At 67.0% G+C, this 14,798-nt stretch carries 13 protein-coding genes; 6 read left to right on the forward strand and 7 right to left on the reverse strand.

From position 1 onward, the window contains the following. Positions 1 to 2 precede the first annotated feature (2 nt). Both ASD42_RS00070 and ASD42_RS00075 read left to right on the forward strand, forming a co-directional pair. Entirely contained in the window at positions 3 to 572 is a 570-nt protein-coding gene (locus tag ASD42_RS00070) for a QsdR family transcriptional regulator (RefSeq protein ID WP_056808916.1), read from the forward strand. Between the two features lie 14 nt (positions 573 to 586). Further along, positions 587 to 1,411 (forward strand): enoyl-CoA hydratase-related protein, encoded by an 825-nt coding sequence (locus tag ASD42_RS00075; protein WP_056808917.1) that lies wholly within the window; start codon positions 587 to 589, stop codon positions 1,409 to 1,411. A 3-nt stretch (positions 1,412 to 1,414) separates the two neighbouring features. Here ASD42_RS00075 and ASD42_RS00080 read toward each other — a convergent pair whose 3' ends face one another. The 6 genes from ASD42_RS00080 to ASD42_RS00105 all read right to left on the reverse strand — a co-directional run bounded on the left by ASD42_RS00080 (position 1,415) and on the right by ASD42_RS00105 (position 9,346). After that, positions 1,415 to 3,025 carry a GMC family oxidoreductase gene (locus ASD42_RS00080; RefSeq protein ID WP_056815022.1) on the reverse strand — a complete coding sequence of 537 codons (1,611 nt, stop codon included), beginning with the start codon at positions 3,023 to 3,025 and terminating at the stop codon, positions 1,415 to 1,417. A gap of 131 nt (positions 3,026 to 3,156) precedes the next feature. Continuing rightward, entirely contained in the window at positions 3,157 to 3,987 is an 831-nt protein-coding gene (locus ASD42_RS00085; RefSeq protein ID WP_056808919.1) for an alpha/beta fold hydrolase, read from the reverse strand. Between the two features lie 24 nt (positions 3,988 to 4,011). Further along, positions 4,012 to 4,824 carry an MBL fold metallo-hydrolase gene (locus ASD42_RS00090; RefSeq protein ID WP_056808921.1) on the reverse strand — a complete coding sequence of 271 codons (813 nt, stop codon included), beginning with the start codon at positions 4,822 to 4,824 and terminating at the stop codon, positions 4,012 to 4,014. An 8-nt stretch (positions 4,825 to 4,832) separates the two neighbouring features. Then, the gene (locus ASD42_RS00095) at positions 4,833 to 5,672 is read right to left on the reverse strand and encodes an alpha/beta hydrolase (protein ID WP_056808923.1); all 840 of its coding nucleotides are present in this window, start codon (positions 5,670 to 5,672) and stop codon (positions 4,833 to 4,835) included. A gap of 23 nt (positions 5,673 to 5,695) precedes the next feature. Continuing rightward, positions 5,696 to 6,523 (reverse strand): alpha/beta fold hydrolase, encoded by an 828-nt coding sequence (locus tag ASD42_RS00100; protein WP_056808926.1) that lies wholly within the window; start codon positions 6,521 to 6,523, stop codon positions 5,696 to 5,698. 93 nt (positions 6,524 to 6,616) lie between these two features. Then, the gene (locus tag ASD42_RS00105; protein WP_063893531.1) at positions 6,617 to 9,346 is read right to left on the reverse strand and encodes a LuxR C-terminal-related transcriptional regulator; all 2,730 of its coding nucleotides are present in this window, start codon (positions 9,344 to 9,346) and stop codon (positions 6,617 to 6,619) included. 167 nt (positions 9,347 to 9,513) lie between these two features. Here ASD42_RS00105 and ASD42_RS00110 point away from each other — a divergent pair, with 167 nt between their 5' ends. From ASD42_RS00110 to katG, 4 genes are all read left to right on the forward strand, one after another. Next, complete coding sequence (locus ASD42_RS00110) at positions 9,514 to 10,506, forward strand: helix-turn-helix domain-containing protein (RefSeq protein ID WP_056808930.1); 993 nt, start codon at positions 9,514 to 9,516, stop codon at positions 10,504 to 10,506. 82 nt (positions 10,507 to 10,588) lie between these two features. Continuing rightward, positions 10,589 to 10,921, forward strand: a complete 333-nt coding sequence (locus tag ASD42_RS00115; RefSeq protein WP_062980812.1) for a hypothetical protein — start codon at positions 10,589 to 10,591, stop codon at positions 10,919 to 10,921. Positions 10,922 to 11,057: 136 nt separating this feature from the next. Then, positions 11,058 to 11,450 carry a Fur family transcriptional regulator gene (locus ASD42_RS00120; protein ID WP_174551928.1) on the forward strand — a complete coding sequence of 131 codons (393 nt, stop codon included), beginning with the start codon at positions 11,058 to 11,060 and terminating at the stop codon, positions 11,448 to 11,450. A 57-nt stretch (positions 11,451 to 11,507) separates the two neighbouring features. Beyond that, complete coding sequence (gene katG / locus ASD42_RS00125; protein WP_056808936.1) at positions 11,508 to 13,739, forward strand: catalase/peroxidase HPI; 2,232 nt, start codon at positions 11,508 to 11,510, stop codon at positions 13,737 to 13,739. Positions 13,740 to 13,808: 69 nt separating this feature from the next. Here katG and ASD42_RS00130 read toward each other — a convergent pair whose 3' ends face one another. Continuing rightward, on the reverse strand, positions 13,809 to 14,789 hold the full coding sequence (locus ASD42_RS00130) for a helix-turn-helix transcriptional regulator (protein WP_056808938.1): 981 nt from the start codon (positions 14,787 to 14,789) through the stop codon (positions 13,809 to 13,811). Positions 14,790 to 14,798 lie beyond the last annotated feature (9 nt).

Consider the following 14,798-nt stretch of genomic DNA (forward strand, 5'->3'; position numbering starts at 1 on the left):
TCGTGACCAGCGGCACGGTGCGCGAGGACATCATCGACCTCGCGCACCGGTGGTTCCTCGAGGGCCGCCGCATCGACATGCAACAGCTGGCCCGTGCGTCGGGGATCGGCCGCGCCACGCTGTATCGCTGGTGGGGTAGTCGGGAAGTCGTGATCGGTGAAGTGGTCTGGCGGATCATCGCGGAGGCGATCGGTCGCGTCGAGGCGCGCGACGCCAGCGTGTCCGATGATCCCGCCGGACGCTTCGTGCGCAACTTCGGCACCCTCGCGGATACGGTCCGCACCTTCGAACCACTCACCCGATTCGTCGCCGACGACCCGGAATACGGCCTGCGCGTGCTGACTTCGGGCTACACCGTCGTCCAGGGCGGCATGATCGACTGGGTCGCCTCACGACTGACCGACCTGCCCGATCTCGATCCGCGCATCGAAGTCCGCGATCTCGCCTATGCGATCGTGCGCGTCGGCGAAGCTTTCGTCTGGAGCGACATCATCACCGGTGATCCGCCACAGTCCGGCAAGGCCGCCGCCATGGTCGAGTTGCTCGTTTCCGCCGCATCCGGCAGACGCTGAACCAAGGAGTCGAATTGACTTACAAGACCATCACTTACAGCGTGGATGCGGCCGTTGCCACCATCACGCTGAATCGCCCCGAGGCACGCAACGGTTTCACCACCGAGATGGCCGACGAGCTCGGCGCTGCCTTCACCGCAGCCGATCGCGACGACGATGTTCGTGCGGTGATCTTCGCCGCCGCGGGGCGAGACTTCTGCGTCGGCATGGATCTGACAGCGGGTGGATCCGATGAGGATGTCACCGACCCCGAATGGGTTGAATGGTCGACCCGGGTCGTGCGCCCGATGACCGACCTGAACAAGCCCGTCATCGTCGCCATGCAGGGCGCCGCCATCGGCGTCGGCCTGTCCATGACCCTCGCCGCCGACTTCCGCCTTGCCGCAACCGATTCCCGCTTCGGATTCGTCTTCGCCCGCCGGGGCCTGTTCCCCGAGGGTGGTTCGCTCTGGTTCCTGCCCCGCATCGTCAGCCTGGCCAAAGCCAAGGAGTGGATGATCACCGGCCGCGTTTTCGACGCCGACGAAGCTCTCGCCGCTGGCCTGGTCACGAGCCTGCATGCCACCGAAGACCTGCTGCCCGCCGCCCGGGCGCTCGCCGCCGAGCTGACCACCCAGGTGGCCCCCGTCTCCGTCGCCGCCATCCGCCGCGGCCTGGTCGCCATGTCCGGCGACAAGACCCCCGACGACGTCTTCACCCTCGATGCCCGCCTCATCTCCTACGCCTTCTCCAGCGCCGACCTACGCGAAGGCATCATGTCCTTCCTCCAGAAGCGCCCACCCCACTTCACCGGCAAGGTAGCCACCGAACTCCCCCACCTCGACGACTGGCTGTCCTGACGCTCAGCCGTTCAGGATCAGGTCCGCGCATTTCTCGCCGATCATGATCGTGGGCGCGTTGGTGTTGCCACCTGTCACGCTCGGCATGATCGACGCGTCCGCGACGCGCAGTCCGTCGATTCCGCGCACTCGCAGCTGCGGATCCACCACCGCCCGCTCGTCGATACCCATTCGGACTGACCCGACCGGGTGATAGACGGTGTGGATGCGATTCGGCAGTTCTTCGCGCATCGCCGCGTCACCGGTGAATTGCGCGCCCGGAACGATTTCGCCCTCGTTGTCGCCGGTTCCCGCCATGATCTCGCGGACCATGGCGATGCCTTCGAGCAGCACCTCGGTGTCCTTCGGCGCCGTCAGGTAGGCCGGATCGATCAGCGGCGCGGCCGTGGGATCTGCCGATGCCAACCGGACGGTCCCCCGGCTCTCGGGGTAGATGAGCGCGGGGAAAACGCTCTGCCCCGGCCGTTTGGTGGCCGGGACGACGCGCTTGTCGGAGTCCTGATTCGGTGACGGATATACCCAGAAGAGGCTGAGTAGTTGCAGGTCGGGAATCTCGCGCGCGTGCGAGGTGCGCACGAAGGCGACGGATTCGAAGGAGGAACCAGCCGCCCACGACGATCCCGGACGCACGCGTTCGGTCGCCAGTCCACGCAGGAAGTACGGCGCCGTCGGCTTGCGCAACGCTGATTTCATCGTGAACGAGAAGGGGACGAAGAGGTGGTCGTGCAGATTGTCGCCGACCGGCAGATCCGCGTTGACGGAGATGCCGTGCTCTGCCAGGTGCGCGGCCGGGCCGATCCCGGACAGCTGCAACAGCTGAGGCGACCCGTACGTGCCAGCCGACAGGACGACCTCGCGAGATGCTCGGATCACCCGCTTGCCGCCTTCGACCAGGATTTCCACGCCCGTCGCGCGGGAGCCTTCGATGACGACCTTGGTCGCCCTCGCCTTCGTGAGCACGGTGAGATTGGGTAGCGAATCCCGATGGAGGTAGCCCTCAGCGGTGGAGTACCGCCGACCTTTCGAGGCGCTCTGTTGGAAGACCGCGACGCCTTCCTGGCTCTCGCCGTTGTAGTCGTCGAGCTTCGGCACGCCGAGCCGCGTCGCGGTGGCGTCCATGAATGCGTGCGCCGCGTCGGTGAGGGTGTGCTGGCGAGTGACCTTGATCGGACCGCCGGACCCACGCCATTCGCTCGCGCCGTCCTCCCAGTCCTCCATCCGCTTGAAGTACGGCAGGACGTCCTTGTAGGACCATCCGTGACAGCCTTCGGCGGCCCAGTCGTCGAAGTTCTTCCTGTTGCCCCGCACGAAGAGCATCCCGTTGACCGAGCTCGATCCGCCGAGCACCCGACCGCGCGTCATCGGGATCTCGCGATTGAGCGCGTTGCGCTGCGGCGTCGACTTGTCGCCCCAATCGAACAGTTTCTTCAGCTGCGGCGTCGAGTGCATGACGTTGATCGCCCCCGGGATCTGGAACAACATCTTGGCCCAGCCCTTGTTGTCCACCCCACCGGCTTCGAGCAGCACCACGGACGCGCCGCTTTCGGCGAGCCTGCGCGCGACCACACACCCCGCGCTGCCCGCGCCGACAACAATGTAATCGGTCTCGGCCATGGTGTTCTCCATTCGGGAGTCGACCCACAACAACACCCGAATAGTAGCGTGCGCTACGTCACACCGAATTGCCCCGAGAATCACACGGTCGCAGTTATTCGGACACGATCCAGACCCTCGGGACCGGTCGGCTATCGAACCGAGTTCGTGGCCTCGACGATGGTGTCGGCGACGGCGCCGGGCTGGGAGACCAGCGATGCGTGTGACGCGCCGATCTCTCTGGTTGTGGCCGGGGCAGCGCGACCTGCCATGAATCGTTGGGCGGCAGCTGGAATGACGTTGTCCTGGCCCGAGATCAGGTACCAGCTGGGCGTGGTCGCCCATGACGGCGTACCCGAGGGTTCGAGATTGGCGTTCAACGCGGCCGACTGTTGATGGGCATACATATCCGCAGCGGTCTGCGCACTCACATCCTGGGCGAAAATCTTGTGGAAATACGACGCGCCGATATAGCCGTCGACATTTCGGCCCGCGATGCCGGTGGGATCGTCCACTACCCGAACCTGTAGTGCGGGCGGCAGGAGTTGGCTGCCGGGGAAGCGGATCGGGTCGAGCAGGCCCTGCACGAATTCGCCCTGAGCCGGCGCGAAGGCCGCGATATAGACGTTGGCTATGACCTTGGGGTCGTGGGTGTTGGTGATAACGGCCCCGCCGTAGGAGTGTCCGACGAGTACGACCGGCCCCTCGATACTGTCGAGAACACCCTGAAGCGCCTGCGCGTCGTTGTGCGGACCGCGCAGCGGATTATCTACTGCGACAACCGGATAGCCGCGCGAGCGCAGCTCGGCGGCCACCCCGTCCCAGCTGGTCGCGTCGGCGAACGCGCCGTGCACCAGCACCAACGTGGGCTCGCCGGGATCGGCGGTCGCGAGCGTCGGGAGCGCTGGACTGACGGCGACAACTGTCGCGGCCAAGACGCTCAGCAGCCGACGGCGGCGCGGATTCGGGACATGAGACGACATGATCGATCACCTTTTCGGTAACGCTCAGTGCGCGAGCGGTCCAGTGGGAGAGGGAAATTCGACAGCCTGCCCGAGCGGCAGCCACTGCACCCGGTGGTGCACGCCCTCGGATTCCTCGAGCAATCGCACGCGAGCGCGATCGTGGCTTTCGCTGAAATGGGACCAGCCTTCGTAGTGCACCGGAAGTGCGATGCGTGGTCCGAGCAGCCTGATGAACCGGGCGGCATCGCGAGCGTCCATCGTGTATTTCACCGGCCCGGTGAGCCCGAATCGGACGGCGCCGATGTGCAGCAGCGCGATATCGACGTCGAGACGGCGAGCGACCTGCTCGAGTCCCCGGAAATAGACCGAGTCCCCTGACATCCACACCGCCACCTGCGCTTGCGACGGCCGCTGGATCGCGAAGCCGAGGTTCTCACCTACCAGAACCCGGCTCAGCGGTGGCCCATGTCGGCTCGGCGTCGCTGTCACCCGCAGCGATGCTCGGCCGGGAGCGCGCAGGACGGTTTCCTGCCAGGGCACCATCGCCTCGGCATGCGCGAGTCCGAGACGGCGACTGCCGCTCGACGTGGTGATGACCCGCGGCACGGTGTGCAGCAGTGCGCGCCCGCGGTGGTCGAGATTGTCGGCGTGGTGGTCGTGGGAGAGCAGCACGACGTCGATCGCGGGCAGGTCGGTCACGCGGATCGCCGGACCGATTGTCTTCACCGACGAGGTTCCGAGGGCGAAGTCGTAGCGCTGTCCCGGATCGTCGAAGGTCGGATCGGTGAGGATGTTCCATCCGTCGATCTCGATGAGCACGGTCGGCCCGCCGATATGGGTGATTCTGACGCCCACGGTGGCTGCTATGTCGCCTGCGGGAATCGGGTCACGGCGTGCCGCAGCGACCAGTCCAGGGCGTAGTCGGCGATTTCTTCCCACCCGTCCTGGCTCACGAGCCGGTGGGTGCGATCGGGGAATTCCACCCGCTCGACCAGTGCGGTGCCCTGTGCGTATTTGCGGAGGGCGGCTTTCTGGATGGCGGGCGGGGCGACGTGGTCGATTCCGCCGGAGACGAGCAGCAGCGGTGCTCGGTCGGGCTTGCGGAAGTCGACAGCGGTGATGCCCGACTTCTTCTTCGGCAGCGACAGCACACCCTCGAAGAACACCCGGTTGGACGAATTCACCGCGCTCGCTTCCCATTCCAGGTCGGATTCGGCGCGAGTGAGGTCATTGCCGAAGGTGTAGTGGAAATGACGCTTGGAGATCGGGCTGGCTTTGCCGCTACGGAACGGGTTCGACAACACCGGCAGTCCCGTGCGCAAGGTCGAGAACGGCAGTGCCAGAACGCCGGCCGGTTGTCCTGGCGCCACGCCGACCCCGGCGATGCCGAGGCCGCGATCGAGCAGCATCTGGGTGAAGATCCCGCCGAACGAATGGCCCATGATCACGGGCTGTTCCGGCAGTGACGCGATGAGATCGGCGTAGAAGTCGACGATCTCCACGATGCCGACGCCTTCGAGCGCGCTCGGATCCGCCCTGACCTCGGCCGGGGCGCGATCGCCGATGCCGGGCCACCCCGCGGCGATGACCTGGTGTCCGAGGTCGCGGTAGCGCTGGGCCCAGGTGTCCCAGCTCCGGGGTGTCATCCAGAGTCCGTGGATGAGGACGATGGGCGGCTTGGCGGTGTGTTTCGGCTGGTTCATGTCGCTGTGCTCCGTTTCGGCGATCAGGACTCGATGAAGTCGAGCAAGTCCTGGGACAGTCGGTGTCTCTCGGTGTCGGGAAGCGCGTGACCCGCGCCCTCGTAGATCTTCAGTTCGGCGCCGGCGATGAGCTTCGCCGAGCGCAGGCCACCGACTTCGATGGGGACGATCTGGTCGTCGTCGCCGTGGATGACCAGCGTCGGCACGGTGATCTCGGCGAGATCGCCACGAAAGTCGGTGGCCGAGAACGCGGCGATGCACTCGTAGGCGCCGCGATGGCCCGATGCGAGCCCTTGCAACCAGAACGCGTCGCGCACGCCCTGTGGAACGTCGCCGCGACGGTTGTGTCCGAAGAACGGGCCGTCGGCGAGGTCGCGGTACAGCTGCGAACGCGAGGCACGTTCGCCGGCGCGGATCGCGTCGAATACCTCGACCGGCAGGCCTTCGGGGTTGTCGTCGGTGCGCGACATGAAGGGCGGCACGGCGGAGACGAGGACCAGTTTCGCCACGCGCGTGGACCCGTGACGGGCGGTGTAGCGCACCACTTCACCACCGCCGGTCGAGTGGCCGACCAGGGTGACCTCGGTCAGGTCGAGTGTGTCGAGCAGCGTCGCGAGGTCGTCGGCGTAGGTGTCCATGTCGTTGCCGTTCCAGGACTGCGTGGAACGGCCGTGTCCGCGGCGATCGTGGGCGATGACGCGGCATCCGTGCTCGGCCAGGAAGAGCGCCTGGTTCTCCCACGCGTCAGAGTTCAGCGGCCAGCCGTGACTCAGCAGTACCGCGTGCCCGTCGACCGGCCCCCAGTCCTTGTAGAAGATCTGTATGCCGTCATCGGCGGTGATCGTGGACATTGCGGCCTCCTCGAGGACAGGTGCGAAGCACTGTGTCCACGATGGGTCATGACGGCCTACGGGCGAACCACGTGTCGCACGTAGTTCTTCAGGTCAGCGGGTGGCCGGCGGCAGATGCTCGCGGAGCTGGCGGCGCGACGAGATACCCAGCTTTCGAAAGACTTTGCGCAGGTGATAGTCGACGGTATTGGCGCTGAGGAACATGGTGGCCGCGATTTCGGCATTGGTGTGCCCCGCCGCCGCCAGTGTCGCGACCTCCGACTCCTGGGCGGTCAATCCGACCGTGGCAGCCGCGCCGCTGACCTGTGCCCGCTCGCCGAACGCGTCGAGTTCGCGTGCCGCGCGCTCAGCGAAGGCCGACCCACCGAAGCGAGCGAATCCGGCAGCGGCAGTATGCAATTGAACCTTGGCTTCGGCACGCCGGCGTTGTCTGCGCAGCCACTCGCCGTACAGGAGGTGGGCGCGAAACAGGTCGATCGGGGTGTCGGTCTCGGTCAGCGCGGCGATGGCGGCCAAGTAGAGCTGCTCCGCGTCCGCTGCCGGTGCGATCAACGCGCGGCACCGCGTCGCGACGCCACGTGCCCACGGCGAGTCGATGTCCTCGGCGAACGCGACGAATTCGATGGTGACCCGCTCGGCATCGGCGGTGTGGCCGGCGCGCACCGCCGCTTCGATGTACTCGGGGAGCTGGTGCGGTGTGACTTGCATGAATCGGTCGGCTTCATACGGCGCCAGCAGAGCGTAGGCATCCTGATAGTGCCCCTGGGCGAGGTTGCGGATGGCGAGCGCGTTCATCGTGGCGGTGTGCGCGCCACCGAACCCGGCGGCCAGGTTGAGCTCGGCGACCTGGAGGACCACCGAAGTCGGCTCCCCCGTCCAGGCGAGATAGGCGCCGTTGACGACATGTTCGGCCGGATATCCCATCGCTTGGCGCAGTTCCCGGACGCGCGCGATCGCCCGGCCCGCGGCGGTGACATCACCACGATCGAGATCGGTCAGCGACCGCATCCACAGCAACGTGTCCAACTCTCTGAGTGCGCCCGTGCGGGCGGCGATGCGCTCGCTCCGGTCGAGCCAGTCGTTGCGGGCACGTTCGTCCCAGAGGGCGCTGGTGAGCACCACCCCTGCCATGCTGAAATCCAGCACTTGCCGATCGTCGAGTTCGCCCAGCATGCGCAGTGCCGTCCGATTCGCGGCCGCCGATTCGCCACATGGTCGCAGGATCAAGCCGCACAGACCCGTGAGCACCGCGCGCACGCCCGGTTCAGCGTCGGCCGCCGCGAGACGCATCCGCAACCCGAGCTCAGAAAAGGTGCCTGGGGCCACCGATCGTTCGGCGCTGAGCGCCGCGTCGAAGGCGCGCAGCAGTGCGAGGTGCTCGCGGTGCGAGTCGTGGCCGTGGAACAGCTCCGCCGCCGCGCTCAGTTGACTCGATGCGAGCGGAATCGCCGCTGAGTCGCCGAGGAACAGGGCGAGCGAGGCACGGACGAACAGCCGCCGACCTGCGGCGACCGGTGCGAGGACGGCGGGGTCAGGGATGCGATCGGTCAGGTCGAAGGCGAATCGCGCGGCACCCGCCGCGGCGGCCGATTCGGCGCCGGCGAGCAACCGCTCGTCGCGCAACCCGGGGTCCTCGCTCAGCTCCGCGGCACGAGCCAACAGGCTCGCGCCGGCGAGGAGACCACCGCGGCGCGTTGCCCGCTCCGCGGCGTCGGCCAACCGCTGCGCGACCGACGCGTTCGGGCGCGCGGTCGCCGCGGCGGCGTGCCACGCCTCGATATCGATCAATCCCGATGCCTGCGCCGCGTGCGCGAGCGCACCGTGCACACGCCGACGCGCGGCGGCTGTCGCACCGCCGTACACGGCCGCGCGAACCAGCGGGTGCCGAAATCGCACGGATCCGTCGATGACAACCAGTCCGGCGACGTCCGCGGCCTCACCCGCACTCTCGTCGATATCGAGAAGAGCGGTCGCCTGATCCACCAACTTCAGGTCTCCGGTGGATTCCGCCGCCGCCACCAGAATCCATTCTCGGCAGGCCTCGGGCAACGACTCCAGTGCGCGTCGGTAGAACTGTTCCAGCCGGGAACCCGCGCCGAGCGGTGCGGGAGCGAAACTCGACTCCGTGAGCTGGCGGGCCGTGAGTTCGCGCGCCAGGTCGGTCAGGACGAGTGGGTTTCCGCCGACCTCGTCGACGATGTCGGCCGCCACCCGCGGATCGAGCGCTCCGTCGAACCAGTACGTCAGCAACTCGATGGCCGCGGGGCGCGCCAATTCTTCGACCGGCAGCACCGGCACTCCGCCGAGGCGGACGTCGACATCGTCGTCGGCCCGCGACGCGAACACGACCACCGCCGCTTCGGCATGCAGTCGGCGCGCGACGAAACCCAACACGTCCAAAGACTCACGGTCCAACCAGTGCGCGTCATCGACGGCGCACAGCACCGGCCCACCGCGACCGACGATCCCCAGCAGGCCGAGCACCGCCCGACCGACCAGGAACCGGTCCGGCACCGCACCCGCCGAGATCCCGAACGCGACTCGCAATGCCTCCCGCTCGGGATCGGGTAACTGCGTTCCGTCGACGTCGAGCGATCCGACCAGGCGTTGCACCCCTGAATACGGCAGATTGGCCTCGGCCTCGTAGCCATCCGAACGCAGGATTCGAAACCCGTGAGCCGACTCGATCATGGACTCGATCAGCACCGATTTGCCGATTCCGGGCTCGCCCCGCAGGATCACCGCGTGCCCCAGACCGTTGCGCGCGGCGGCGATGAACTCGTCGAGGTGGTCGAGCACATCAGCTCGACCAAGGGGCCCCATCACGCAAACCTCCCACCTCGGTGCCGACGCACAGGCACATCGGGTGAGCGTAAAGCGCTCCGACCAGGCAAACTGGACTCGGCGTGCACGATTTCCAGGCTGATTGTGCAGCGCGGATCGTGCCACGATCAGGCGGAGCATTTCCGGTCCATCAGGAGGGCGGGATCATGGCCGTTGTTTTCGATACCGGCTTCGTCGCGCCGGCGGAACGCGCCCACGCGATCACCACCGCCATGCAGGAAGCATCCGCGCCGTGCAACGTGGTGCACGAGAATCCTGATGGTCGCACGCACGCCCAGTTCGATGTGTGGGAATTCGGTGATGCCAACATCTTTCGTGCGGATATGTCCGGCATCCGACTGGTCCGTACGCCCAAGCAGATCCGCACGACTCCGTCGCCGATGTTGGCCATCGCGGTGCACGGGAAAGGTGCGGCCCGGTACGAGCAAGACGGTCTGCAACGCGAACTCGCCGTCGGCGACCTCCACCTGATGGACCTCAACGCGCCGTACGACTTCCGATGGGTGGGCGACGGCGGGTCGACCTGCCTCCACGTTCCCCTCGATCAACTCGACCTCCCGGTCGAACGCATCCGCCGGGCAGCACCGCACCTGCATCGCAGCCCCTTCTATCGACTCGTGTCCGGTCACATCATCGAAATGACGCGGCAGGCAGATGCTCTGAGCACCCATCCGACCGCACGCCTGACCGGCTCCGCCAGCATCGACCTGATCCGCGGACTGTTGCTGTCGGCCACCGAACCCGACCGCCACGACGGCGCGGTCCTGCCCTCGGAGATCGCGCTCGCCGAGATCCGCAACTACGTGCGCCGCAACCTCGCCGACCCCGAACTCGACGCCGCCCGCATCGCCGCCGCTCTCCATATCTCCCTGCGGCACCTGTACAAGCTCTGTGCCGCCGCCGACTACAGCCTCGCCCAGTGGATCATCGGTCAACGGCTCGACCGCATTCGCGATGATCTCGCCGACCCCCGGCTCCGCCACTGCTCCATCGCGATGATCGCCCTTCGCTGGGGCTTCCGCGACGCGTCGCACTTCACCCGACGATTCCGCGTGACTTACGGCATCACACCCCGCGAATGGCGTCGCACCACCGCCGAGGACAGGGGAAACGGCGCCTCCGGCCAGCCGCGGGTCTGACCGGCACGGAGGTCCGAGGCGGATTGAGCCTCGGTGCATCGGGTACTGCCGACCCAAAGCCGACCAGCCGGAGGGAACAGTGATGACGTCTTCGAATCAGCACCATGGCCCCGTAGAGAAGCGCTCCGAAGTGTCCGGTGGGGAGTTTCCCGACGACGCTCGCACAACCCGCAGTCACGCAGGCGAGGGCCTCGAGGACGGCTACAACTTCCCCGGCATCATCCTGTGCGCGATGGGAATCATCGCGCTGGGACTGTGTTTGACCGCGACCGGATACGGCTTCGCCGGCTGGGCCACGATCGCGGGCATCGCCGCGGTGATCTTGGCTGGCGGCGGCGTCGCGTGGCTGTTGCTCGAGCATCGGCGGATCAAGGCCAAGGAAGGTCTGGCGCTGACAGATCCTCGCGGGCATTGATCAGTCGGCTGGTTCCTATACCCGTATTCGGCCGATCCGTCGGAACGCGAATGCAACGCGGCCCGGTCCGATAGTTGTCTGAAGTCGGAAAACGAGGAAAACTGCGAGCGTGCCCACGGACGTGGAGTTCCAGAACATGCTGCGGGGAGTTTCGGTGCGCGTGACGGCACCGAGAGTCGCCGTGCTGAGCGTGGTTCATGAACATCCGCATGCCGACACCGATTCGATCATCCGTGCCGTGCGGTCCCGCCTGTCGGTGGTGTCGCACCAGGCCGTCTACGATTCGTTGCGCACTCTCACCGCCGCGGGCCTGCTCCGCTGCATCCAGCCTCGCGGCCTGCTGGCCCGTTACGAGACCCGGGTCGGCGACAACCACCATCACCTCATCTGCCGGGTGTGCGGGTTGATCGGCGATGTCGACTGTCAAGTCGGCGAAGCACCCTGCCTGACCGCTTCCGACGACCTAGGCTTCGCGATCGACGAAGCCGAAGTCATCTACTGGGGCCTGTGCCCTGATTGCGCGAATTGAACGCCCTCCGAACCCGACGCCACTCGCAGCCCGTAAGTCCGTCCAGGAAGGAATATCGTGACCTCCGATAGCCGCCCGCCTGCTCCTGACACCGACACGCACAGCACCAGTGAGAGCGAGAACCCGGCGATCCCCTCGCCCACTGCGAAGCCCGACCAGCGCCCTCGGACCAACAAGGACTGGTGGCCCGAACAGATCGACGTCTCGGTCCTGCACGCGCACTCGTCCAAGTCCAACCCGCTGGGCGAAGACTTCGACTACGCATCAGAATTCGCCGGGCTCGACGTCGACGCCCTCAAAGCCGATATCGCCGCGGTGTTGACCGATTCGCAGGACTGGTGGCCCGCCGATTACGGCAACTACGGTGGCCTGTTCATCCGGATGAGCTGGCACGCTGCGGGCACTTACCGGATCGCCGACGGTCGTGGCGGCGGCGGTCAAGGCGCGCAACGTTTCGCCCCGCTCAACAGCTGGCCCGACAACGCCAATCTCGACAAGGCTCGTCGCCTCCTGTGGCCGGTCAAACAGAAGTACGGCAACAAGATCTCCTTGGCCGACCTGCTCGTGTTCACCGGCAACGTCGCCCTCGAGTCGATGGGGTTCCAGACCTTCGGTTTCGGCTTCGGCCGGCCCGACATCTGGGAGCCGGAGGAAATGTTCTGGGGGCCGGAGGACACCTGGCTCGGCGACGAACGCTACAGCGGCGAGCGCCAGCTGTCGGGGCCGCTGGGCGCGGTCCAGATGGGTCTGATCTACGTGAACCCGGAAGGGCCGAACGGCAGGCCCGACCCGGTGGCCGCGGCACGCGACATCCGCGAAACCTTCGCTCGCATGGCGATGAACGACGAGGAGACCGCCGCCCTGATCGTCGGCGGTCACAGCTTCGGCAAGACCCACGGCGCGGGTGACGCCAGCCTGGTCGGCCCCGAGCCCGAAGCCGCCCCGATGCAGCAGCAGGGCCTCGGCTGGAAGAGCGGCTACGGCACGGGTAAGGGCAAGGACGCGATCACCAGCGGCTTGGAAGTCGTGTGGACCGCCACCCCGACGTCGTGGAGCAACGGCTTCCTGCAGAACCTCTACGGTTTCGACTGGGAGCTCACCAAGAGCCCCGCCGACGCATGGCAGTGGAAGCCGAAAGACGGTGCGGGCGAAGGCCTCATCCCTGATCCATTCGGTGGTCCCGCCCGAACCCCGACGATGCTGACCACCGACCTGGCCCTGCGCGAGGACCCGATCTACGCCGAGATCACCCGCCGCTGGCTCGAGCACCCGGAAGAGCTGTCCGAGGCGTTCGCGAAGGCCTGGTACAAACTGCTGCACCGCGACATGGGTCCACTCAGTCGCTATCTCGGCCCCTGGGTGCCCGAGGCGCAGCTGTGGCAGGACCCGGTTCCCGCCGTCGACCACGCACTGATCGACGAGCAGGACATCGCCGCGCTGAAGAGCACTGTCCTCGAGTCCGGTCTGTCGATCGCGCAACTGGTCAAGACGGCATGGGCGGCGGCGGCCAGCTTCCGCAGCACCGATAAGCGCGGCGGCGCGAACGGCGCCCGGATCCGGCTCGAGCCCCAGCGCAACTGGGACGTCAACGAACCCGCCGAGCTGGCGAAGGTGCTGCCGGTCCTCGAGCAGATCCAACAGAATTTCAACGCCTCGGCCACCGGCGGCAAGAAGGTGTCGCTGGCCGACCTGATCATCCTGGCCGGTTCGGCGGCGATCGAGAAGGCCGCAGGCGACGCCGGTCACCAGGTCACCGTGCCGTTCTCCCCCGGGCGTACCGATGCCACCCAGGAGAACACCGATGTCGACACCTTCGATGTACTCGAACCTCGGGCCGACGGGTTCCGCAACTACGTGCGCCCCGGCGAGAAGGCTCCGCTCGAGCGGCTGCTGCTCGACCGCGCGTACATGCTGGACCTGACCGCGCCGCAGCTGACCGTGCTGATCGGCGGCCTGCGCGCGCTCGGCGCCAATTACGGTGGCAGCGCACACGGTGTCTTCACCGACCGGGCGGGCGTGCTGTCGAACGACTTCTTCGTGAACCTGCTCGATCAGAGCACGGAGTGGCAGGTGTCGGAGTCGTCGGAGAACGTCTACGACGGTGTCGACCGGCGTTCCGGTGAGAAGCGGTGGACGGCCACGGCCAACGATCTCGTCTTCGGCTCGCATTCGGTGCTGCGCGCGGTGGCCGAGGTGTACGCGCAGAAGGACGCGGGCGCGAAGTTCGTGAACGATTTCATCGAGGCCTGGGTCAAGGTGGCCGACAACGACCGTTTCGACCTGCACTGACCTGTCTCGAGCCCCGGCCGATCATCGGATCGGCCGGGGCTCGAGCTGTCCCTTCAGCTATCCCCCGGTTCATGGGCTCCCCTGCGCGGCTCGGTCCGCGCGACGGGACAGAGCGGCGAAGGCATCACGTAGCGACTGCGGGCCGACAACCTCGATGTCGGCGTCGAAACGCGCCAGTGCCGCGGCGAGCGCCGCCCAAGACCACGAACCCATCGACAGCCTGGTTCGCCCGTCGTCGAACGCCTCCACGATCGCGTCGCCGGCGAACGGTGCAACCCGCGTGGCCGGGAGATCGAGGATTGCCTCGCCGTTGCACGGCCAGACATCGGCATTCTCAGAGCCTTTGAACCGTGCGGAGAGAAACGCGACGACGTCGCCACCTGGCACTTCCCGAGCCGCGAAGCGCGGGCCGTTGGGGACGCGCAGAGCCATCCGATCGACACGAAAGCTCCGCCAGTCCGCACGCTCGGGGTCCCACCCGAGCAGATACCAATGTCCGTTCCGGACCACGAGATGGTGGGGTTGGACCCGGCGGGGCGGGCGCACTTCGGACTTGTTCGCAGACCCCTGATAGTCGAACCGCACTTCCTCCCCGGAACGAATCGCGGTGCTCAGTTCCACCAGGACACGGGTATCGACTTGGACTTCGACACCGCCCACGGTGAGCTCGAGCGCGTCGACTCGCGCCCGCAACCGCGACGGTAGGACCTGCCGCACGGTCGCGAGGGCTCGCGCGGCACCTTCTTCGATACCCGCACCGGTCCCAACCGCGATCCGCAACGCCACGGCGAGCGCGACAGCCTGCTCGTCGTCGAACAACAGCGGCGGTAGCTCACTGCCTGCCTCCAGCCGGTACCCGCCCTCGGGGCCCTTGATCGCCTGGATGGGGTAGCCGAGCTCGCGCAGGCGATCGACGTCGCGGCGCACCGTACGTCCGCTGACATCGAGCCGTTCGGCGAGCAGACCGCCTGTCCAGTCCCTCCGGACCTGCAGCAGAGACAGCAGCGAGAGCAGGCGGCGGGAGGTCGCCGTCGATGTGGATGTCGGCATGGTTCCCAG

This window comes from Nocardia sp. Root136, assembly GCF_001427185.1.
GTDB lineage: Bacteria > Actinomycetota > Actinomycetes > Mycobacteriales > Mycobacteriaceae > Nocardia > Nocardia salmonicida.